The sequence below is a fragment of the Caulobacter sp. DMC95 genome (genome assembly GCF_056313785.1).
Genome location: NZ_JBQUZP010000003.1, coordinates 216,842 through 237,866, shown reverse-complemented (window position 1 = coordinate 237,866; position 21,025 = coordinate 216,842). Strand labels below are relative to the sequence as shown.

The 21,025-nt window shown below is 68.9% G+C and carries 16 protein-coding genes and 1 pseudogene; 8 read left to right on the top strand and 9 right to left on the bottom strand.

Annotated features, from left to right (window positions below):
• The first annotated feature begins 93 nt into the window (after positions 1 to 93).
• Genes ACT53N_RS09165 through ACT53N_RS09155 form a run of 3 tightly spaced genes read left to right on the top strand, consistent with a single transcriptional unit; the run spans position 94 to position 3,532 of the window.
• Entirely contained in the window at positions 94 to 2,259 is a 2,166-nt protein-coding gene (locus ACT53N_RS09165) for a TonB-dependent receptor (RefSeq protein WP_476063613.1), read from the top strand.
• Complete coding sequence (locus ACT53N_RS09160) at positions 2,169 to 3,353, top strand: PepSY-associated TM helix domain-containing protein (protein ID WP_476063612.1); 1,185 nt, start codon at positions 2,169 to 2,171, stop codon at positions 3,351 to 3,353. Before ACT53N_RS09165 ends, ACT53N_RS09160 begins: the two co-directional genes overlap by 91 nt.
• Complete coding sequence (locus ACT53N_RS09155) at positions 3,323 to 3,532, top strand: hypothetical protein (RefSeq protein WP_476063611.1); 210 nt, start codon at positions 3,323 to 3,325, stop codon at positions 3,530 to 3,532. The genes ACT53N_RS09160 and ACT53N_RS09155 overlap by 31 nt, the downstream gene beginning before the upstream one ends.
• Before the next feature lie 10 nt (positions 3,533 to 3,542).
• Here the strand turns inward: ACT53N_RS09155 and ACT53N_RS09150 are convergent, their stop codons facing one another.
• A complete protein-coding gene (locus ACT53N_RS09150) occupies positions 3,543 to 4,667 on the bottom strand; it encodes a phosphatidylinositol-specific phospholipase C1-like protein (RefSeq protein ID WP_476063610.1) in 1,125 nt (374 codons plus the stop codon).
• Between the two features lie 81 nt (positions 4,668 to 4,748).
• On the opposite strand from ACT53N_RS09150, the pseudogene ACT53N_RS09145 reads away from it, so the two are divergent.
• The 3 genes and pseudogenes from ACT53N_RS09145 to ACT53N_RS09135 all read left to right on the top strand — a co-directional run bounded on the left by ACT53N_RS09145 (position 4,749) and on the right by ACT53N_RS09135 (position 9,184).
• A pseudogene (locus ACT53N_RS09145) lies at positions 4,749 to 7,602 on the top strand (TonB-dependent receptor).
• Positions 7,603 to 8,020: 418 nt separating this feature from the next.
• Positions 8,021 to 8,677: a cytochrome b/b6 domain-containing protein gene (locus ACT53N_RS09140; RefSeq protein ID WP_476063609.1), complete on the top strand. Its 657-nt coding sequence runs from the start codon at positions 8,021 to 8,023 to the stop codon at positions 8,675 to 8,677.
• Between the two features lie 9 nt (positions 8,678 to 8,686).
• On the top strand, positions 8,687 to 9,184 hold the full coding sequence (locus ACT53N_RS09135) for a helix-turn-helix transcriptional regulator (protein WP_476063608.1): 498 nt from the start codon (positions 8,687 to 8,689) through the stop codon (positions 9,182 to 9,184).
• Here the strand turns inward: ACT53N_RS09135 and ACT53N_RS09130 are convergent.
• The 4 genes from ACT53N_RS09130 to ahpC form a co-directional block, all read right to left on the bottom strand.
• A complete protein-coding gene (locus ACT53N_RS09130; protein ID WP_476063607.1) occupies positions 9,181 to 11,076 on the bottom strand; it encodes a tetratricopeptide repeat protein in 1,896 nt (631 codons plus the stop codon). The genes ACT53N_RS09135 and ACT53N_RS09130 overlap by 4 nt on opposite strands.
• Positions 11,077 to 11,145: 69 nt before the next feature.
• On the bottom strand, positions 11,146 to 13,062 hold the full coding sequence (locus ACT53N_RS09125; RefSeq protein WP_476063606.1) for a hypothetical protein: 1,917 nt from the start codon (positions 13,060 to 13,062) through the stop codon (positions 11,146 to 11,148).
• A gap of 109 nt (positions 13,063 to 13,171) precedes the next feature.
• Positions 13,172 to 14,755: an alkyl hydroperoxide reductase subunit F gene (gene ahpF / locus ACT53N_RS09120; protein ID WP_476063605.1), complete on the bottom strand. Its 1,584-nt coding sequence runs from the start codon at positions 14,753 to 14,755 to the stop codon at positions 13,172 to 13,174.
• A gap of 153 nt (positions 14,756 to 14,908) precedes the next feature.
• Positions 14,909 to 15,472 (bottom strand): alkyl hydroperoxide reductase subunit C, encoded by a 564-nt coding sequence (gene ahpC / locus ACT53N_RS09115; RefSeq protein WP_062095751.1) that lies wholly within the window; start codon positions 15,470 to 15,472, stop codon positions 14,909 to 14,911.
• Positions 15,473 to 15,644: 172 nt separating this feature from the next.
• Between ahpC and ACT53N_RS09110 the strand changes: the two genes are divergently transcribed.
• Positions 15,645 to 16,154: a lipocalin family protein gene (locus tag ACT53N_RS09110; protein WP_476063604.1), complete on the top strand. Its 510-nt coding sequence runs from the start codon at positions 15,645 to 15,647 to the stop codon at positions 16,152 to 16,154.
• 90 nt (positions 16,155 to 16,244) lie between these two features.
• On the top strand, positions 16,245 to 16,661 hold the full coding sequence (locus ACT53N_RS09105) for an MAPEG family protein (protein WP_476063603.1): 417 nt from the start codon (positions 16,245 to 16,247) through the stop codon (positions 16,659 to 16,661).
• A gap of 139 nt (positions 16,662 to 16,800) precedes the next feature.
• On the opposite strand, the gene nadC is transcribed toward ACT53N_RS09105, so the two are convergent.
• The 4 genes from nadC to ACT53N_RS09085 all read right to left on the bottom strand — a co-directional run bounded on the left by nadC (position 16,801) and on the right by ACT53N_RS09085 (position 21,017).
• Entirely contained in the window at positions 16,801 to 17,658 is an 858-nt protein-coding gene (gene nadC / locus ACT53N_RS09100; RefSeq protein WP_476063602.1) for a carboxylating nicotinate-nucleotide diphosphorylase, read from the bottom strand.
• Positions 17,659 to 17,662: 4 nt separating this feature from the next.
• On the bottom strand, positions 17,663 to 19,177 hold the full coding sequence (locus ACT53N_RS09095) for an L-aspartate oxidase (protein WP_476063601.1): 1,515 nt from the start codon (positions 19,175 to 19,177) through the stop codon (positions 17,663 to 17,665).
• A gap of 125 nt (positions 19,178 to 19,302) precedes the next feature.
• Positions 19,303 to 20,403: a quinolinate synthase NadA gene (gene nadA, locus ACT53N_RS09090; RefSeq protein WP_476063600.1), complete on the bottom strand. Its 1,101-nt coding sequence runs from the start codon at positions 20,401 to 20,403 to the stop codon at positions 19,303 to 19,305.
• A gap of 173 nt (positions 20,404 to 20,576) precedes the next feature.
• On the bottom strand, positions 20,577 to 21,017 hold the full coding sequence (locus ACT53N_RS09085; protein ID WP_476063599.1) for a hypothetical protein: 441 nt from the start codon (positions 21,015 to 21,017) through the stop codon (positions 20,577 to 20,579).
• Between the last annotated feature and the right edge of the window lie 8 nt (positions 21,018 to 21,025).

Genomic DNA, 21,025 nt, shown 5'->3' with positions numbered 1-21,025 from the left:
TTCATGCCGGCCTCCCTCATCCCGGGGAGGAAAGCGTTGAAACGCTGCTGAAGGTCAGATACTGCGACGCACTCGCATTCTCGGGAACCTCCAATGTCGTCTCGTCTCGCCCTTCTGCTGTCGTCCGCGCTGATCAGCGGCGCTCTGGCCAGCCCGGCCCTGGCTCAGCAGGCTGATACGACCCGCGTCGACGAGGTGGTCATCACCGGCTCGCAGGTCCGCCTGCCGCCCGCCTACGCTGGCGATCAGGTCGCCAAGGGCGCGCGCGTCGGCCTGCTGGGCGCGCTGGACACGATGGACACCCCGTTCGCCGTCACCAGCTACACCGAAGCCCTGATCCGCAATCAGCAGGCCCGCAGCGTCGCCGACGTGTTGCAGAACGATCCGACGGTCCGGGTGACCAAGGGCTTCGGCAACTTCCAGGAGCTGTACGTCGTTCGCGGCTTCCCGGTCTATTCCGACGACATGACCTATAACGGTCTCTACGGCGTGCTGCCGCGCCAGTTCGTGGCGGCCGAGCTCGTCGAGCGCGTGGACGTGTTCCGCGGCGCCAACGCCTTCCTGAACGGCGCGGCCCCCGGCGGCAGCGGCGTCGGCGGCGCCTTCAACCTCATGCCCAAGCGCGCCCCGACCGCGCCGCTCACCCGCTTCACCGCCGGCTGGGACGGCGGCGAGCAGGTCTATGGCTCGGCCGACATCGCCCGTCGCTTCGGCCAGAACGACGCCTATGGCGCGCGGGTGAACCTGGGCCTGCGCGGCGGCGAGACGGCCATCGATGGCGAAAAGCGCGACCTGACCGTGCTGGGCCTGGGCCTGGATCGTCGCGGCGATCGCGCCCGCTTCTCGGCCGATCTCGGCTGGCAGGATCACCGCATCGAGGGCGCGCGTCCGACCGTCACCCCGGCCGGCGCCATCCCCAAGGCCCCCGCGGCCGACAAGAACTTCGCCCAGCCCTGGACCCACACCGACGAGCGCCAGCTGTTCGGCGCGGCGCGCGGCGAGTTCGACCTGACCGACACGGTCAGCGCCTGGGCCGCCCTGGGCGGTCGCCAGGGCAAGGAAGACAACGTCCTGGCCAACCCGACGGCCCTGGCCGACGGCACGCTGAGCGCCTACCGCTTCGATAACGTCCGCAAGGACTCGATCCTGTCGGCGGACGCGGGCCTGCGCGCCAGGTTCGCCACCGGGACCGTTGGTCACGCCATCGTCGCCTCGGTGGCCCAGGTGAACCTGAAGTCGAAGAACGCTTACGCCTTCTCGAACTTCGCCGGCTTCGCCAGCAACCTCTACAACCCCGTGGCCGTCGCCGCGCCGAACCCGAACTTCTTCGTGGGCGGCTCCAAGAGCGACCCGAACGTCACCGAGCGCGTCAAGAACCGCAGCGTCGCGGTCGCTGACACCCTGTCTTTCCTGGACGAGCGCCTGCTGGTCACGGTGGGCGTCCGCTATCAGGACATCCAGACCCGCTCGTATGACTACAACACCGGCGTCCGCAACGGCGCCTATGACGGCGACGCCACCACCCCGGCCCTGGCGGCGGTGTTCAAGCCCAGCGACAAGATCTCGCTGTACGCCAACTACGCCGAGGCCCTGGTCCCCGGGAAGATCGCCCCGGCCCAGGTCAACGGCGTGGCGGTGGCCAATGTCGGCGAGATCCTCTCGCCGTTCCGCGGCGAGCAGACCGAGATCGGCGCCAAGTACGACGCCGGGACGTTCGGCGGTTCGATCAGCCTGTTCCGCACCACCCAGCCGGCCGAGTACTTCGAAGCTTCCAGCCGTCGCTACACCGCCGGCGGCGAGCAGGAGAACCAGGGCGTCGAACTGACCGTCTTTGGCCAGCCCGCTCCCGGCTTGCGCCTGCTGGGCGGCGCCACCTGGCTGGACGCCCAGGTCAACCGCGCCCTGTCGGCCGCGCTGCAGGGCAAGACCCCGATCGGCGTTCCGGAGTTCCAGGCCAATCTGAACCTGGAGTGGGACATCGCTACGCTCGAGGGCCTGACCCTGGAAGGCCGCGCGGTCCACACCGGATCGCAGCAGGCCAACACCGCCAACACCGTGTCGCTGGACGCCTGGACTCGCTACGACCTCGGCGCGCGCTACGTCTTCGAAGCCGGCGGCAAGGCCGTCACCCTGCGGGCTCGCCTCGAGAACGTGACCGACCGCAACCAGTGGGTGGCGGTCGGCGGCTATCCGGGCGCCAACTACCTGACGCTGGGCGCGCCGCGCACCCTGCGCCTGTCGATCAGCACCGACTTCTAGCGCCGATGAAGGCCCGGACGCTCCGCGCCTGGTCGTGGATTCACAAGTGGTCGAGCCTGGTCTCGACCGCTTTCCTGCTGATGCTGTGCATCACGGGGCTGCCGCTCGTGTTCACCCACGAGATCGAGCATGTCCTGATGGAGGAGCCCTGGACGCCCGCGCGTCCGGATGGCCCCAAGCTGAGCCTAGACCAGGTGCTGGAGACCGCGCTCGCCCGCAAGCCGGGCGAAGTTCCGGCCTTCATGAGCTTCGACGAAGACCGGCCGGTGGTGAACGTCACCAGCGTCCAGCCGGGCGGCAAGGCGGGGGTCTACAGCTTCCAGCCCATCGACCACACCAGCGGCGATCCCGCCCCGCCGGTCGCGGGGCACCCGGTCATGGAGTTCCTGCTCCAGCTGCACACCGACATGTTCCTGGGCCTGGCGGGCATGCTGTTCCTGGGGGCGATGGGGCTGCTGCTGATCGTGGCCCTGGTCTCGGGCGTGGTGCTCTACGCGCCCTTCATGCGCCGGCTGCCGTTCGGCACGGTGCGAGCCAGCAAGCGCGCCCGCACCCGCTGGCTGGACTATCACAACCTCTTGGGCGCGGTGACGGCGGCCTGGGTGCTGGTGGTCGGCGCCACCGGCGTCGTCAACACCCTGGCCACGCCGATCGTCGACTACTGGAAGAACACGGCGCTCAAGGAGCTGACGGAGGCCTATGACAGTCCCGTAGCGCCGGGGCAGCGCAGCTCGCTGCAGGCCGCCGTCGACAAGGCGCGGAAGGCGCTGCCGGACAAGGAGCTGCAGTTCGTGGCCTTCCCGGGCTCGGACTATTCGACCGATCACCACTACGCGGTGTTCTTCCACGGCAAGACGCCGCTGACCACGCACCTGACAACGCCCGCCCTGATCGACGCCCGCACCGGCGAGCTGGCCGCCATCGCGCCGACCCCCTGGTACGTGAAGACCCTGTCGCTGTCGCAGCCGCTGCACTTTGGCGACTATGGCGGGCTGGGGCTGAAGATCCTGTGGGCGCTGCTCGACCTCGCCACCATCGTGATCCTGGCCTCGGGCCTCTATCTGTGGCTGGCCAAGCGCAAGGCGGCGCGATGAGGGCGCATCATCTTTCCCTCTGGCAGGTGTTCCGCGCGCCGACGATGATCGCGGCCTTCAGCCTGTTTGGCCTGTTCGTCGCCCTGCTGGGCGATGGCGTCTGGGACGTGGTCGGCGCCCTGACGCTCGGCGTGTCGGTGATCGCGACCGCCTGGGCGCTGGTCGCGCGCCGGCGCTGAAGACAGACCCCTACCGCCCCTCCAGGTCGCGCCCGCCGCACCCCTCCGGCTGCCGCACCGGATTGCAGACCGCGACCTTGCTATCCGGCAGTCGCACGGTGTAGCCGCCCGCAAAGCGCGGGTCGGCCCACATGTAGTCGGTCGAGACGTACTGGGCGCCGCTGGTCAGGGCGGCGTCGCGCTGTCGGGTGTCATTGAACCTGGCCGCGCGCGTATCGGCGTCGGCGCGGGTGCGGACGATGAAGCCGGCCTTCACGGCGGCGGCGATGCGGTCCTTCTGGGCCACGGGATCGTTCAGGGTCAGATAGGCGGCGGCGGGCGAGGCCTCGTCGGTGTTGACGAACATGGCGCGGCCTTCCAGCGAGGCGCGCTGGCCGCGATAGATCGCCACCTTGGCGGGGCTTTCGTCGAGAGCGAAGAACACCTTGCCGCGCGCCGCCGCGAGCTTGGGCCAGCCACCGGCCAGAACCCCTTCACGCAGGGTCTTGGCCTTGCCCTGCACCTGGTCAGGCGTGATCAGGCGGTCCTCGCCGAACACCGCGCGGATCTCGGCGTCCAGCGCGTCGAACAGGGCTTCGGTGAAGGGCAGGGGCGTGACCCCGCCCGGCATGGTCGCAGCGCCTTCCTTGGCGTTCAGCATGATCAGGATCGGCGCGTGGTCGCGGTGCTTGTCGGACCAGGCCCGCACCTCGCGCAGGCAGGCCACAAAGGTCAGGCACGATGACCGGAAGTCCACATCGGGTATGTGCAGGGTCTTGAAGCCCGGCTTCGCCATCACGGCGGCGAACTCGGGCGTCAGGGCCGCGCCCTTGCCCAGCGCCGTCAGCGGCTTGGCGAAGAGACCGCCCTGCGGATCGGCGACGACGTCGATCTCCAGCTGCCGCGCGCCGGCGTTCAGCTGCTCGACTAGGGGCCGATGGCCATAGTCGATCCCCAGGGCCGCAGGGCCCCGCGCGGCGACCATCGCCGCCATCTCCTGTGGCGGGACGGCCAGCTTGTAGGAGTTGTGCGTGCCCACGGTCAGCAGATCGGTCATCGGCAGGGCGTCGATCCGCTGGCGCACGCAGGCCGGGCTCGTGTCCGAGGCGGGGCAGGGCGCGGCGGCGACAGCTATGGCGGCGAGCAGGTTCAACATCGTCCAACTCCTAAACAGCGCCCAGTGGCCCTAGCGACGGCGCATGACGGTTTCACGTCGCGCAGCGGACGACTGTCAACGCTGTCATCAATCCTTGATCGAGCTGAGACGTCGCAGTCATCGACGCTCCCTATTGCCGCGCCAACCGTCGGCGCCCCTCCCCGGGTCAAACCGCCGACATCGGTACGAGTCTGTACAAGGGGGTACTCCAATGTCTCGCAGCAAGATCGCGCTCCTCGTGGGCGCGGCTCAACTGGTCATGGCCGCGTTGGCGCCGGTCGCCCAAGCCGCCGATCAAGCCCAGAGCCCGGCCGCTGACGCCGCCGCTGAAGTCGACGCTGTCGTGGTCACCGGTTTCCGCAAGTCGCTGGGCCTGGCCCGCGAAGCCAAGCGGACCAGCGCCATCGTCTCGGACGTGATCGTCGCCGAGGACATGGCCAAGTTCCCCGACCTGAATCTCGCCGAGTCGCTGCAGCGCCTGCCGGGTGTCGCGATCAACCGCGAAGGCGGCGAAGGCCGTCGGGTCTCGCTGCGGGGCCTTGGTCCCGACTTCACCCGCGTCCAGCTGAACGGCATGGAAGTGCTGGGCAATGTCGACTCGCCGATGGACAGCCGCGGCCAGACCTCGCGCGACCGCGCGTTCGACTTCAACATCTTCGCCTCGGACCTGTTCTCGAAGGTCGACGTGCGCAAGTCGTTCTCGGCCGAGCAGGACGAAGGCGGCATGGCCGGCACGGTTGGTCTCTACACCGCCAAGCCGTTCGACTATTCGGGGACCAAGGGCGCCCTGTCGCTGCAGGCCGGCACCAACAGCGCCACCAAGGACACCCAGCCGCGCGGCGCGGCGATGATCGCCAAGAACTGGGACGACAAGTTCGGCCTGCTGGCCTCGGTCGCCTATTCCAAGCGCAAGACCGAAGAGCAGGGCTACAACACCTACGGCGCCGGCGTTCAGAAGGCGCTGCCCGCCAACGTCGTGAAGCTGAACCCCGTCGACGCGGCCAAGGCCGTCAACGGCGAGCTGGTTTTCCAGCGCGGCAACCGTCTGTCGGTCTGGGGCTCGGACCAGGAGCGCCTGGGGATCACCGCCGCCGCTCAATGGCGTCCGGTCGAGACCGTCACCCTGACGCTGGACGCCCTGCACGGCAAGTTCACCAACGACCGCACCGAGATCCACCTGGCCACCCGCGCCTCGGTGGGCTCGACCGTGCTGGGCGGCTCGACGCCCCACTCGGGCAATCTGGTCAGCGCCCCGCCGGTGCTGAATGCGATCCAGTACGACAAGCACAACACGATCATCTACGCCGATGTCGACAACACCGTCTTCGCCACCGAGACCCGTCGCCAAGAGGCCAAGAACACCTTCAACCAGCTGGTGCTGACCGGCGAATGGGCGGTGTCGGACAAGCTGCGCTTCGACGGCCACATCGGCCAGGAGACCTCGGACTACGACATCCCGATGTCTGGCAAGTTCTACACCGAGGCGTTCGGCGGCCTGATCACCGACTATCGCGGCGACAGCGGCAAGAACACCTACAAGTGGAACACCACCGACGCGGCCAACTACCGGGCCCACGAGATCGACTTCTCGGCCACCTATCAGACGACCGAGCTGAAGAACGCCGAGTTCAACGGGGCCTATGATTTCAACGACGCCCTGACCCTGAAGGGCGGCCTGTCTTATCGCGGCTTCAAGAACGAAGGCTATTCGCAGACCAACGACGACGTGAACCGCACCGCCTGGGAAAAGGGTACGCTGGATGACCGTCTGGATGGTGTGACCAAGGTCTTCACCCAGCACAAGGACCAGTCATGGATCATCGTCGACTGGGACAAGGCTCTGGCCAAGTACGGCGTCACCCGCACGCTTGGCGCGCCGCGCTCGATCTATGCGGTCGCGGAAGACACCACGGCCGGCTATTTGCAGCTGGACTGGAAGGGTGAGTTCCTAGGTCGCCCCGTACGGGGCAACACCGGCCTGCGCGGCTATGAAACCGAGCTGACCTCGTCGGGCGTTCTGGCGGTCAAGGGCGTCAACACCCCGACCGTCGCCAAGAAGACCTATTCGGGCGTGCTGCCCTCGCTGAACGCGGTGATGGAGGTCTCCGACCGCTTCCAGATCCGTCTGGCCGCGGCGCAGAACATCAATCGTCCGGCCCTGGGCGCCTATGCGATGAACGGCTCGGTCAGCGTCGACGGCACGACCGTCACGGTCTCGACCGGCAATCCGAACCTTGAGCCCTACACCTCGGACGAGTTCGACCTGGCGGCCGAATGGTACTTCGGCGGCGTCGGCATGCTGACGGCGGGCGTGTTCCACAAGAACATCGACGGCCTGATCGCCAGCCAGACGACCACCAATGTCAGCTACGCCAGCACGGGCCTCGCCGAAGGGATCTATCCGGGCGTCACGGCCACGACCAATGTCGCGTCCTACACCCGCCAGGTGAACCTGCGGAACGCCAAGCTGACGGGCTTGGAACTGTCGGCCCAGAGCGACTTCTTCTTCCTGCCGGGCGCGCTGAAGAACATGGGCGCGGTCGCCAACCTGACCCTGATCGACAGCAAGACGATCAACCTGGTCAACGGCAAGAACCAGGAGACCGACATCTTCGGCCTGTCGGACGTCAACGCCAACGCCACGCTGTACTACGAGACCGCCAAGTACGGCGGCCGCATCTCGGCCAACTATCGCTCGGACTATCTGATCGACAGCGGCGCGTTCAACGCCACCACCTATGTCGACGCGGCGGCCTTCTACCAGCTGACCCCGCGCATCCGCCTGTCGCTGGACGCCATCAACCTGACGGACGAGCGCGAAGAGCAGGTCAACAGCTTCAACAGCCCGGGCTTCGGCGAACCCGGCGCCCGCCGCCTGTGGAACTTCACCACCAGCGGCCGCACGGTGTTCGTGGGGGCGAATATCCAGTTCTAAGGACTGGGTTTGGGCCTGGAGACGAAGACGCCGCCCAGGAGCGATCCTGGGCGGCGTTTTTTTGTGGGGGGGGGCCTCGAAGAACGCAAGAACGCCCCCTCCGTCACGCGGCTTCGCCGCGCGCCACCTCCCCCGCAAGCGGGGCAGGAGGGAGTTTCCTCCTCACCCGTGTAACGGGGGAGGTGGCGCGGCGCGGATACGCGACGTGACGGAGGGGGCGCTGACACGCTCGGCTCGGCCCGCGAGGGTCGTTCGGTAAAGGGTCGTAAGGCCACCCAGGGCGCCGTCTGAGCGGCGTTCTTGCGCGCGGTCAGCGCCGTAAGCCCGCGCTTACGTCCGGGCGCATAAGCCGCCCGCCGATGGTCGCGGGCCGCCGGACCGCGCATCGCTTGTCCCGCCTCGAACCGGGAGAAGCCCCATGACCGCCTCCGCCGCCCCTCTGGAAACCCCGCGCCCGCCGCGTCGCTGGGACCCCGTCGTCAAGCTGACCCATTGGACGATCGTCGGCGCGATCCTCGCCAACGGACTGATCACCGAGGAAGGCTCCAGCCCTCACATCTGGGTCGGCTACGCCCTGGCCGCGACCCTGGCGCTGCGGCTGATCTGGGGCGTGATCGGCCCGGCCGAGGCGCGGTTCGCCGCCTTCCCGCCCAGCGCCGGCCGCGCCCTGGCCCACCTGCGCGAGATCACCCAGGGACGGCGGACTGAGCACGCCTCGCACAATCCGCTGGGCGCGCTGATGGTCTACGCGATCTGGAGCACGCTGGCGGTCATCATCGTCACGGGCGTGCTGATGGCCAATGCGCCGGCCGAGGCCAAGGGCCCCATCGCCGCCACGCCAGCCGCCGTCCACAACGAGGCCCGCGAGTCCGAAGAGATCGGCGAGGAGGCCGAAGATCACGAAGGCGATGAGGGTGCCGAGGGGCATGGCGAGGAAGGCCCGCTGGCCGAAGTCCATGAGACGGCGGTGAACCTGCTCTATGTCCTGATCGTGCTGCATATCGCCGGGGTGGTCTTCGAGACCCGGCGCAGCGGCCGGCGGATTGTCTTGGCGATGCTTCCCGGGCGGCGGTAATGCTTGCGCATGATCGGCCGCCGACGCGCTCTGGAACACAGGATCACGCTGATCGCGGTCGTCGTGATCCTGCAGCTGGCTGCGACGCTGTTCTTCCTGGTCGACGTCACCGGCGACCTGCGCGCCGACGGATCGGGCGTCCATATCGCGGCCGAGGCCGGCGCGGCGCTCGCCCTGCTGGTCGGGGTGGTGTTCGGCGCGGCCCAGGTGCGCTGGCTGGTGCTGCGAGCCCGCCAGGATGAGGCGGCGGTGGCGGCCGCCAAGGGCGCGCTGGCCGATCTGGCCCGCCTGCGCTTTTCCGACTGGAAGCTGACGGCGGCCGAAGCCGACGTGGCGCTGTTTGCGCTGAAAGGCTGCGACGTCGCCGAGATCGCCGCCCTGCGCGGCGCCGCCGCCGGCACGGTCCGCGCCCAGCTCGCCCGCGTCTACGCCAAGGCTGGCGTCAATTCCCAGTCGGCGTTGATGGCGTTGTTCCTCGAAGAACTGGTCGAGGCGGGCGAGGGCTAGGAAGAAAGCAGCAGGCGTTCCAGTTGCGCGCGGTCGGCGGGCGACAGATCCATGCCGAGCGCCTTGGTCCAGAGGCTACGCGCCGCGTCGCTTCGCCCGCGCCCGGCCTCGGCCTCGCCCCAGACGCTATGCAACCGGCCCCACTGCGGCGCACGCTCGGCGGCGGCCTTGAAGGCGCGGATGGCGGCGGTGGTGTCGTCCCGGCGCAGGGCGAGAAGGCCCTGTTCGTAGCGCACCTCGGCCAGACCCGGCGCGCGCTTCTGAGCCTCTTTCAGCGCCGCCTCTGCGCCGGCCAGATCGCCTCGCGCCAGCCGCGATCGGCCGTCGGCGAGATGCGCCCAGGGCAGGCTGGGGGCCAGGGTCTTCGCGCGGGCGAACCACAGGTCGGCCTCGCCCCAGGCCTTCAGCGCCGAAGCCGCCTCGCCTCGGGCGATGACGCAGGCGTGGCAGTCCTCGGGCGTGGTCGCCGCCAGGGCGCGAGCCTCGTCGAACCGGCCCCGCAGGATCAGCGCCTGGACGCGCAGAGGGACATCTCGGGTGAGGCGGGTGAGGTCCTCGGCCGCCCGCATCCGGTCGACGACCGGGCCGGTGGGGCGGCCGGGCGGCGATAGCCTGGCCTCAAGTTCAGCCTGGGTGGCGCGAAGCCGGTCGAGCGAGGTCAGCGCCGCGTCGCCGTCGCCCCGCGCCAGCGCGATGCGCGCCTGGATCCGCTGGGCGTAGTCGGGATCGAGGACGCCTGTCAGGGTCGATTCCGAGAGCACTGAGCGCGCCGCCGCCGCATCATGCGCCAGGGCTAGGAGCGTCGCCCGTTGCGAGGGGAACTGTCCGGTTACAGGGCGGAAATCGCCCAGCAGGAGGCTCTCATAGTAGCGCGCCTCGGCCTGCATGCGCTGGACGCCAGACCCGCGAAACCTCGGATTCTGGTCCCGTTCCCGCAGGCTCAGCACCTTGCGGGAGATTTGCAGCAGCGCCTCGTCGTGGCCGAGCACCGCGCGACGCCGGCCCGACACCGTCCAGGACGCCATGAACGTCGGCTCGTCGCGCAGCGACAGGGTCAATAGTTCCAGAGAGCGCCGAGGATCCGGCTCCTGATCGCCCAGCAGCCCGATATTGTAGCCCGGCGGCAGGTCGCTGAGGGCGGGGTTTCGCGCCAGCCGCAGCGCGGCGGCGTAAGACTCATCGAACCGCCCCGTCATGCCCAGGTACTGCACGCCGTTGGTCGGTTCGGCCTTGGTGAACACCGCCTCAGCGAGCTGGGTGAAGAGGCCGTCCAGGTCGGCGACGGGGCCCGTAACGCGCGAGAGCCCGTGGCGCGACGAGCGCGCGATCAGGGTGACGCGGCCGTCGCCCTCGTCGATGACCTGCCCGCTGATCACCGTCTGGTGGCCGAACCATTGGACCAGCAGCTTGTTGAGGTCGTCGATCGTCAGGCCGCCGGACTGCGGGATCTCGATCTTGAGGCTGTCGCCGCCGCCCTGGATCTTGTTGGTGGCCAGGAAGGTGGTGGCGCCGACCGTGTCCTTGATCGTCGACAGGCCGTCCAGCAGCCGCATCGCCGCCGCTTCGCCGGTCATGCCGCGATCCGAGAGCGAGGCTGGGGTCGTGAACGCCTGGACCACGATGCTGCGGTCCTGGCTGGCCCGCCAGATCGCGACGCCCAAGCCCAGCACCGCGGCGATGACCAGCGCGACGATCAGGCCCTGGGTCCAGACCAGCAGGCGCTCGCGGCGGATCTGCAGATCGAGCAGGCGGCCTTGCTTGACGAGCAGGGTGCGGGCCGGGCTGTCGGGAGCCGGGTCGTGGCGCTCCTCGTCCATGGCGATCTCGACCGCGTCGGTCGTGCCCGGAACCTCGTCGCTGTGCTGCGTCTCGCCCGCGCCGCCCTTGGCCATCGCGTTCCCCCGAACTGCCCCGGGGGCGGAAGCTAAACAGTGTTCTGCGAAAGCAAAAGGGCCGCGTGGCTAGCGCGTCGCCGCTAGTCTCGCGTCGACCTGCGCGCGGTCTGCGGGCGAGAGGTCCATGGTCAAGGCCTTGATCCAGAGCGCCCGCGCCGCGTCGATCCGGCCGCGAGCCGCCTCGGCCTCGCCCCAGGCCAGATGCAGCCGTCCCCACTGCGGCGCGCGCTCGGCGGCGGCCTTGAAGGCGCGGACGGCGGCGGTGGTGTCGCCCCGACGCAGGGCGAGAAGGCCCTGTTCGTAGCGTACCTCGGCGAGGCGCGGCGCGCGCTCCTGCGCCACCTTCAGCGCCGCCTCGGCGCCGGCGAGATTCCCGCGCGCCAGCCGCGACCGGCCCTCGGCCAGATGCGCCCAGGCCAGGCTGGGGGCCAGAGTCTTGGCGCGGGCGAACCAGCGGTCGGCGTCGGCCCACTCCTTCAACGCCGAAGCCGCCTCGCCTCGAGCGATGACGGCCTGGTAGGCGTCCAGCGGCGTGGGCGCTAGGACGTCGCGGGCCTCGGCGGGGCGGCCTGCGGCGATCAGGGCGCGGGCTTTCAAAGGCAGGCCCTCGCTGTTGCGAATGGCCGCGTCGAGCGCGCGATAGGCGTCGATCTCCTGGCGGAGAGGACCTCCGGCGCGGATCGGCGCGCGGCTGCGACGGTCCAGGGCGGATTCCATGGCCGCGACTGAAATCAGCGCCGCTGCGCCGTCGCCCCGCGCCAGGGCGATCTCGGCCTGGAGACGTGAGATGTCGCGTGGTTCAAGTGTGGTTTGGTCAAGACCATCCTGGATAAACTGGCGGGCCAGGGCCGTGTCATGAGCGCGGGCGCTGACCAACGCGGCGAGCAACGTTCGAAAGGCGATCGGAAGGTTAGGGGCCCGAAACGCGGCCGTTTCGTAGCCGCCGGTCAGACGCTGAATCGTCAGCTGGGCTTCCAGGCGCATCAGGCTGGTGGCGCCCCGAAACCGCGCGTTCTGGTCACGATCGCGAAGCGCGAGCAGCCGGCGCGCGTCCGCCAGACTAGCCTCGTCATGACCCAGCCGCAGATGGGCGCGGAGGAGGTTGAGCCGCGCCGTCATGATGTTCGGATCCAGCGCGAGCGCACGTCGTGCGAGGCGTATCGTCTCGTTCGGCTCCGCGACGGCGTTGGCCCAAAGGTCGTAATTGTTGGCCAGCGGCATGTCGCTGGTCTCAGGTCGCGCGATCACGCTTCTGACGCTGGCGACCGCCTCTTCGTAGCGTCCCGAGCCCTTGAGATATTGCACCCAGTTGGTGTGGTCGGCCTTTGAGAAGGCCGCCTCGGCCAGTTTCACGAACAGGGCGTCGATCTGACCGGTGGGGCCTGTCACGGACGACACGCCATGGCGCGAGGACCGCAGCACCAAGGTGACCTCGCCGTTTCCGCCATCGACAATCTGGCCCGTGACTTCGGTCTGACGGCCCAACCAGCGCCGAAGCAGGCGGCTCAGCTCTTCGACGGACAGACCTGTCTGGGGGATCTCTATACTGACGACGTCGCCACCGTCGCGAATGCTTGAGGTGGCCACGAAAGACCCGCGGTTGGTCACCTCGCGGATGGCCGCCATCTCTGTAACCAGCCGAAGCGCCGCCGCCTCGCCGGTCAGGCCGCGCGCGGCGTAGGCTTCGGGCACGCTGAACGGGCGGACAATGATGCTGCGGTCCTGGCTCGCGCTCCACAGCGCCACCCCGGCGCCGAGCACGGCGACGACGCCGACCAGCATCAAGAGGCCCTGGGTCCAGACCAGCAGGCGTTCCCTGCGGATCTGCAGCTCCAGCAGTCGGCTCTGGCGCAGCAGCAGGGTGCGGGCCGGACTGTCCGGAGCCGGGTCGTGGCGCTCTTCGTCCATGGCGATCTCGACCGCGTCGGTCGTACCTGGAACCTCGTCGTTGTGCTGCGTCTTTCCCGCGCCGCCCTTGGCCATCGCGCTCCCCCGAACTGCCCCGGCGGAAAGCTAAACAGTGTTCTGCGAAAGCAAAAGGGCCGCCCGGCGCATCACCGGACGGCCCTCTGCAGTTTGATCGCGAGAGGCGTTACGCCGCTTCGGCCGCCGTCGCCGCCGGCAGGCGGATCAGGTAGTCGAAGGCGCTGAGCGAGGCCTTGGCCCCTTCGCCCATGGCGATGATGATCTGCTTGTAGGGCGTCGTCGTCGCGTCGCCGGCGGCGAAGACGCCGGGGATCGAGGTTTCGCCGCGATAGTCGACCTCGATCTCGCCGCGCGCGGACAAAGCCACGCCGGAGTCCTTGAGCCACTCGGTGTTGGGCACCAGGCCGATCTGCACGAACACGCCTTCCAGGTCGACGCGGTGGACGGCGTCGCTGTTACGGTCCTTGTAGGTCAGGCCGTTCACCTTGGACCCGTCGCCGTGGATCTCGGTGGTCATGGCCGAGGTGACGATCTTGACGTTCGGCAGGCTGGCCAGCTTCCGCTGCAGCACCGCGTCGGCGCGCAGCTGGCTGTCGAACTCGATCAGCGTCACGTGGGCGACGATGCCCGCCAGGTCGATGGCCGCCTCGACGCCGCTGTTGCCGCCGCCGATCACCGCCACGCGCTTGCCCTTGAACAGCGGGCCATCGCAGTGCGGGCAATAGGCCACGCCCTTGTTCTTGTACTCGGCCTCGCCGGGCACATTGACGTTCCGCCAGCGGGCGCCGGTCGAGAGGATCAGCGTGCGCGCCTTCAGGCTGGCGCCGTTCTCGAGCTTCACCTCATGCAGGCCGCCGGGCGTCTTGGCCGGGACCAGGCCCACGGCCTTCTGCAGGTTCATCACGTCGACTTCGTAGTCCTTGACGTGCTGCTCCAGCGCGGTGGCCAGCTTGGGGCCTTCGGTGTGCGGCACCGAGATGAAGTTCTCGATGTCCATGGTGTCCAGCACCTGGCCGCCGAAGCGTTCGGCCGCCACGCCGGTGCGGATGCCCTTGCGGGCGGCGTAGATCGCCGCGGCCGCGCCGGCCGGACCGCCGCCGACCACCAGAACCTCGAAGGCGTCCTTGGCCTTGATCTTCTCGGCCATGCGGTCGGCCGCGCCGGTGTCCAGCTTGGCCAGGATCTGTTCGACCTCCATGCGGCCCTGACCGAACGGCTGGCCGTTCAGCAGGATGGTCGGCACGGCCATCACCTGGCGTTCCTCGACCTCGGCCTTGAACAGAGCGCCGTCGATGGCGACGTGGCGGATGCGCGGGTTCAGGGCGCTCATGGTGTTCAGGGCCTGCACCACGTCGGGGCAGTTCTGGCACGACTGCGAGAAGTAGGTCTCGAAGCTGTAATCGCCGTCCAGCGCCTTGATGCGCTCGACCACCTCGGCGTCGAGGCGCGGCGGGTGGCCGCCCACGTGCAGAAGGGCCAGCACCAGCGAGGTGAACTCGTGGCCCAGCGGCAGGCCGGCGAAGCGCACTTCGGCGTCGTTCGCGGCGCGTTCGATGGCGAACGAGGGCTTGCGGGCGTCATCGCCGTCGAAGCGAACGCTGACCTTGTCGGAGGTCGAGGCGACGTCGTCCAGCAGGGCGCGCATCTCGACCGAGCCCTTGGAGTCGTCCAGCGAGGCGACCAGCGTGATCGGCTGGCGCAGGTTCTGCAGATAGGTGGTCAGTTGGGCTTTCAGACCGGCGTCCAGCATGGCGGGCTCCCAAAAAGGCGAGGGGAGTTGAAGGGGGCGTTCGATTGTCGGGGAGGCGGATCGAGCGCGGCGAACGATCGGGTAGCTCAGGTCGTAGAGGGCGCGCCGTCCCGCCTCGGGCTGGAGGCGGGACGGCGGCCAGTGTCGAAAGACTTAGATCTTGCCGACCAGGTCCAGCGACGGGGCGAGGGTCTTTTCACCTTCTTCCCACTTGGCCGGGCAGACTTCGCCCGGGTGGCTGGCCACGTACTGCGCGGCCTTGATCTTGCGCAGCAGCTCGATGGCGTTGCGGCCGATGCCTTCGGCGGTGACTTCCATGAACTGGATCACGCCTTGCGGGTCGACCAGGAAGGTGCCGCGGTCGGCCAGGCCGACGCCCGGACGCATGATCTCGAAGTTGTTGGTCACTTGGCCCGACGGGTCGCCGATCATCGTGTACTTGATCTTGCCGATCGCCGGCGAGCTGTCGTGCCAGGCCTTGTGCGAGAAGTGGGTGTCGGTCGACACCGCGTAGATCTCGACGCCCAGACGCGTGAACACGTCGTAGTTATCGGCCAGGTCTTCCAGCTCGGTCGGGCACACGAAGGTGAAGTCGGCGGGGTAGAAGAAGAAGACCGACCACTTGCCCTTCACGTCGGCTTCAGTGACCGTGACGAACTTGCCGTCCTTGTAGGCCTGGGCGGTGAAGGGTTTGATCTCGGTGTTGATCAGCGACATGAGGCGCTCCGGTTGGAAGGGATGGCGGCTGTCTATAATGCGCCGCACAATCGATCAAATTGATAAAACTTCTGGATGGAATAGGTTCCATCTATAGTTTGAGGGCGCTTGATGTAGATCAAGACCCGTCCGGAAAAGGGATCGGCGCGTATGTGCTTCAGGAGGTGACCCCATGCTGAACACCACGATTGCGCTCTTCGCCCTGGCCCAGGCTGCTGCAGTGCAACCGCCGACGCCGCTGATCGATCCGGCCCGCCACTATTCTGGCGTCTGGATGGAGGTGGGCCGCACGCCGATGCGCATCACCAAGGGCTGCGTGGCCGCGACCACGGTCTACAAGCGCGTTGATGACCGCCGCGTCGCGGTCGAGGACGACTGCCGCCAGGGCGGCGTCGACGGCAAGCGCCGCGCGATCAAGGGCGACGGCGTCATCGAAGATCCGGGCGTCAACCGTCGCCTGAAGGTCTCCTACCTGCCGTTCGTCACCTGGCGCTACGAGGTGCTGGACCAGGACCCGGCCGGCGCCTGGTTCATCTCGGCCAGCCCTGACCGCCGCAAGGTGTTCCTCTATACGCGCGCGCCGGCCTCGCCCGAGTTGCTCAAGACCATGACCGATCGGGCCCGGGCCCTGGGTTACCAGGGCGAGATCGAGTACCCCGCGCCGCCGCCAGTCGGGCGTTAGTCGGCGGCCTTCCCTAAGCGTCACGCTTTTAGCGAACGCGGTTGTCTGGTCTGATCCCTCCCAGGAAAGAACAAAGCCTGGGAGGGCGTCTTGCAAACTTCAATGGTCGCGCCGGTAATGGCGCTGGTGGCGTGGTCGCTGGTGATCTGGCTGTGGATGTACGTCCAGCGGATCCCGGCGATGCAGAAGGCCGGCATCAAGCCGCAGGACGCGCGGTTCCCGGGCTCTCTGGACAAGCTGCCCGACGGCGCCCGGCAGGCGGCCGACAACTACAATCACCTGATGGAGCAGCCGACCATCTTCTACGCGGCGGCGCTGGCCATCGAGGTCGCGGGCCACGCCGACGGCATGGCCGTGCACTTCGCCTGGGTCTATGTCGGCCTGCGCGTGCTGCACAGCCTGGTGCAGACGACGGTGAACCTGGTGGCCCTGCGCTTCCTGGTCTTCGTGCTGTCGACCGGCGTGCTGGCGGCGATGGTCATCCGTGAGCTGATGCGGTTGTTTTAGATAAGATGTTCCTCCCCCGCGCTGCGGGGGAGGTGGCCCAGAGGGCCGGAGGGGGCGAGCGTGAGGTTCGTCCAGCTCGCCCCCTCAGTCACGCCGTGACAGCTCCCCCGCATCGCGGGGGAGCAACTGTCGTCGCGCCTCAGAGCGCGTCCAGCCCGATATCCAGCACCGGCGCCGAGTGCGTCAACGCCCCGACGCTGATTACGTCGACGCCGGTTTCGGCGATCGCGCGCACGGTGGTCAGGTTCACCCCGCCCGAGGCCTCCAGCACCGCTCGGCCTTTGGCCAGGGCCACGGCGGCGCGCAGGTCGGCCAGGCTGAAATTGTCCAGCATCACCACGTCCGGGCCATGTTTGAGGGCCTCCTCCAACTGGTCCAGGCCGTCGACCTCGACCTCGACCTTGACGAGGTGGCCGGCATGGGCGCGGGCGCGGCGCACGGCCTCGCCGACCCCGCCGCAGGCCGCGACATGGTTGTCCTTGATCAGGATCGCGTCATCCAGGCCAAAGCGGTGGTTGACCCCGCCGCCGCAGCGCACGGCGTACTTTTCCAGGGCCCTCAGGCCGGGCGTGGTCTTGCGGGTGTCGACGATGGTGGCGCCCGTGCCCTCGATCAGGCGGACATAGGCCCGCGTCAGGGTGGCGATCCCCGACATCCGGCCCAAAAGGTTGAGGCCTGTGCGCTCGGCGATCAGCACCGCGCGCGCGTTCCCCTCGGCGCGCGCCAGCACCGCGCCCGGCGTCACGTCGGCGCCGTCGGGCGTGGTGACCTCGAAGCGTGCGGTCGGGTCCATCGCCGCCAGCGCCAGCCGCGCGCACGACAGGCCCGAGACCCGGCCGTCCTGCCGGCAGACCCACGCCACCGACAGCCGGGCGTCCGGATCGATGCAGGCCTGGCCGGTGATATCGCCCGCGCGGCCCAGATCCTCGGTAAGCGCGAGATCGACGATCGGACGGACGAGGAGATCATCCAGGGGAGAAAGAAGCGTGATGCTCATGGGCCTACTCGGCGGCGTAGCGCAGCGGCGCGTCGGCGCTGGACAGGGTCACGAAGGTTCGGACCGCCTCGCTGGTCGCGGGGAAGTCTGAGCGGTAGTGACCGCCCCGGCTCTCCTGACGCGCCAGGGCGGCGTCGACGATCAGGCGGGCGGCCACCAGGGTCGGGCAGGCGCCGTGGGCGGCCTCCAGCGCCTCGATCTGGGCCAGCAGGCGGGTCAGGCCCCACGCATCGCGGATCACGCCCGCGTCGCGGCTCATCGCCTGGCGCAGGCCCTGAAGGGCGGCGTCGGGCAGGTCGGGGAACGGCGCCAGGCTGACCGGCTCGCCGCTGCTCATGCCGTCGGCCGCCGCCGCGCGTCCCGCGCGGGCCCCGAACACGGCCGCTTCCAGCAGGCTGTTGGAGGCCAGGCGGTTGGCGCCCTGGACGCCGGTCGAGGCGCACTCGCCGGCGGCGTAGAGGCCCGGCAGGCTGGTCCGCCCCTCGAGATCGGTGGCCACCCCGCCCATGTGGTAATGCACGGCGGGCGTGACCGGGATCATCTGCCGGCGCGGATCGATCCCGGCGCTCATGCAGGCCTCGAACACGGCGGGGAACTCGTGCGGGAAATGCTCGCCCACGGCTTGCGTCGCGTCGAGGAACGCGCCGCGACCGGCCGCGCGCTCGGCGTGGATGGCGCGGGCGACGACGTCGCGCGGCGCCAGTTCCTTGGCCGGGTGGTAGTCGGCCATGAAGGCGCGGCCATTGGTGTTGCGCAGGATCGCGCCCTCGCCGCGCAGGGCCTCGGTGGCCAGGGGGGCGGGGTCGCGGCCGATGTCGATGGCGGTGGGGTGGAACTGCACGAACTCGGGATCAGCGATCGTCGCGCCGGCCAAGGCGGCCAGGCCCAGGCCTTCGCCGCGCACTTCGGCGGGCGTGGTGGTGACAGCATAGAGCCCGCCAACGCCGCCGGTCGCCAGGATCACGGCGTTGGAGCGAATCTCGATGAGAACGCCGTCGATCTGCGCCAGCACCCCGACCACGCGGCCGGTGTCGTCTTGCAGCAGCCGCCGGGCGCGAGCGTTTTCGCGGACCTCGACGCCCGGCGTCGCGCGGACCGCCGCCACGACAGCGGCCATGATCGCCGCGCCGGCGCCATCGCCGCCGACCCGCGCGACACGGGCGGCCGAGTGGGCGGCCTCGAGGCTCAGCACGAAGCTGTCATCCGCCTTGCGATCGAACGGCGCGCCAAGCGCAACGAGGTCGCGCACAGCCTGCGGGCCTTCGCGGGTCAGGAGGTCGACGGCCTGCGGATCGCACAGGCCCGCGCCGGCGGCGAGGGTGTCGGCCGCGTGAAGCGCCGGGCTGTCCTCGTCCGACAGCGCCGCCGCCATGCCGCCCTGCGCCCAGGCGCTGGAGCAGCCGGTCGCCAGCGGGGTGGGCGACAGGACGAGGGCGGTCTTGGCGGCTAGCGCGGCGGTGAGACCGGCCAGGCCTGCGCCGAGGATGACGGGGCCGTCGAAGGTGATGCGCTCGATCATTTTACGCTCCACTCCGCTCTCCGATTGTCTTCCCGGGCGAAGACCCGGGATCGTCGGAACGCGGGCGTTTGCCGCGGTCCAGGCTCGGCGCGCTTCGCGCTTGGCCGGGATGACAGTTCCAAGGGCTAGATCAGTTCCACATCCACGTGATGCCGCGCCTTCACCAGGTCGTACCGGGCCGGAACGGCCGGCGGCGGCAGGTCGATCATCCGTTGGACGGCGAGGCGCGCGCGGTCTAGGACCTCGGCGTCGACCGTCACCTCGTACTGCTCGTGCACGAGGGCGTCGTAGATGTTCTGCAGCGTGATGCGCTTCATGTGCGGGCACATGTTGCAGGGGCCGATGAACTGGGTGGCCGGGCTTTCGGCCTGGACGTTGCTGGCCATCGAGCACTCGGTGATCAGCACCACCTGGGCCGGCTTTTTCGCCGCCACATAGTCGTTCATCGCCGCTGTGGAGCCCGCGAAGTCGGCGGCCTCCAGGATCTCGGCCGGGCATTCGGGGTGGGCCAGCACCTCGGCGCCGGGCCAGGCCGCGCGCATGTCGGCGATGTCCTGGGCGGTGAAGCGCTTGTGCACCTCGCAGTGACCGGCCCAGGCGATGATCTTGACGTCCGTCTGGCGCGCGACGTTGCGGGCCAGGAACTCGTCGGGGATCAGGATGACCTTGTCGGTCCCCCATTCCCTGGCGGCCCACTCGACCACCTGCACGGCGTTGGCGCTGGTGCAGCAGATGTCGGTCTCGGCCTTCACGTCGGCCGTGGTGTTGACATAGGTGACCACCGGCACGCCCGGATAGCGCTGCTTGATCAGCCGCACGTCCGCGCCGGTGATCGAGGAGGCGAGGCTGCAGCCGGCCTTCAGGTCGGGGATCAGGATCTTCTTCTCGGGGCTCAGGACCTTGCTGGTCTCGGCCATGAAGTGGACGCCCGCCTGGACGATGATCTGGGCGTCGCTCTTGGCGGCCTCCTTGGCCAGCGCCAGGCTGTCGCCCACGAAGTCGCCCACGCCGTGGAAGATGTCCGGCGTCATGTAGTTGTGGGCCAGGATCGCAGCGTTCTTCTCGCGCTTGAGGCGGTTGATCTCGACGATCAGCGGCGCCTGCGTGCGCCACTCCATCGGGGTGACGTGGTGCTTGACCTTCTCCCAGATCGGCGCGGTCTGCGCCTCGATCTCGGCGGTGAACTCCCCCTTGAACGCGTTGGGGGCGGCGAACCCGTCAGCCATCTGATCCTCCGTTATGCTCAAAGTGAGCATTACCAGGGCCTCAAAAAACGCCGGGTCCCTCACGAACGTTCCGATCAGGGTCCGGCGCCGGGGTTATGCTGAAATTGAGCATAACTGATGCGTCACATATAGCGGTCCGTGGCCGCGATTGCAAATCCCCTGGAAACCGGCGTTCAGCGGGCTGGAGGATGGTCGAGCGGCTTGAGGTCGGGGTCGACCCAGCCGAGGCGCGCTTCGGGCGTGAACAGGCGCTCGCGCGACCAGTGGGTCAGGGGCCAGTTCTTGTCGCCCAGGGGCGTTGCCAGCAGCTGGCGCGCCGCTTCGGCGTCGTCCAGGCCGGGCGGAAGGGCGGTCTCGAACGCGCGGATGGCGGCCAGATAGGCCTGGGTGATGGTCTCGTGATAGCCGCTCTTGTCATCGTTCACCCCGCCGACCGCGACATTGTAGATGCGGATGATGTTCGGCAGGTCGCGCTCCAGGCCCGCATCGCGCGTGCGGACCAGTCGCAGGGTGGCGGTCAGGTGGGCGGCGTGGGTCCACTCGGCCTTGGGGAGGCTGTGGTCCAGCAAGCGCTCGGCGAGCGCGGCGATGTCGGCGTTGGAAGAGGCGGTCATGGCCAGGC

Excerpts from the sequence above, each read along its gene's own strand:
- ACT53N_RS09165 (WP_476063613.1), top strand. The coding sequence starts at position 94 with ATGTCGTCTCGTCTCGCCCTTCTGCTGTCGTCCGCGCTGATCAGCGGC.
- ACT53N_RS09150 (WP_476063610.1), bottom strand. The coding sequence starts at position 4,667 with ATGTTGAACCTGCTCGCCGCCATAGCTGTCGCCGCCGCGCCCTGCCCC.
- ACT53N_RS09140 (WP_476063609.1), top strand. The coding sequence starts at position 8,021 with ATGACCGCCTCCGCCGCCCCTCTGGAAACCCCGCGCCCGCCGCGTCGC.
- ACT53N_RS09135 (WP_476063608.1), top strand. The coding sequence starts at position 8,687 with ATGATCGGCCGCCGACGCGCTCTGGAACACAGGATCACGCTGATCGCG.
- ACT53N_RS09130 (WP_476063607.1), bottom strand. The coding sequence starts at position 11,076 with ATGGCCAAGGGCGGCGCGGGCGAGACGCAGCACAGCGACGAGGTTCCG.
- ACT53N_RS09125 (WP_476063606.1), bottom strand. The coding sequence starts at position 13,062 with ATGGCCAAGGGCGGCGCGGGAAAGACGCAGCACAACGACGAGGTTCCA.
- ahpF (WP_476063605.1), bottom strand. The coding sequence starts at position 14,755 with ATGCTGGACGCCGGTCTGAAAGCCCAACTGACCACCTATCTGCAGAAC.
- ahpC (WP_062095751.1), bottom strand. The coding sequence starts at position 15,472 with ATGTCGCTGATCAACACCGAGATCAAACCCTTCACCGCCCAGGCCTAC.
- ACT53N_RS09110 (WP_476063604.1), top strand. The coding sequence starts at position 15,645 with ATGCTGAACACCACGATTGCGCTCTTCGCCCTGGCCCAGGCTGCTGCA.
- nadC (WP_476063602.1), bottom strand. The coding sequence starts at position 17,658 with ATGAGCATCACGCTTCTTTCTCCCCTGGATGATCTCCTCGTCCGTCCG.
- ACT53N_RS09095 (WP_476063601.1), bottom strand. The coding sequence starts at position 19,177 with ATGATCGAGCGCATCACCTTCGACGGCCCCGTCATCCTCGGCGCAGGC.
- nadA (WP_476063600.1), bottom strand. The coding sequence starts at position 20,403 with ATGGCTGACGGGTTCGCCGCCCCCAACGCGTTCAAGGGGGAGTTCACC.
- ACT53N_RS09085 (WP_476063599.1), bottom strand. The coding sequence starts at position 21,017 with ATGACCGCCTCTTCCAACGCCGACATCGCCGCGCTCGCCGAGCGCTTG.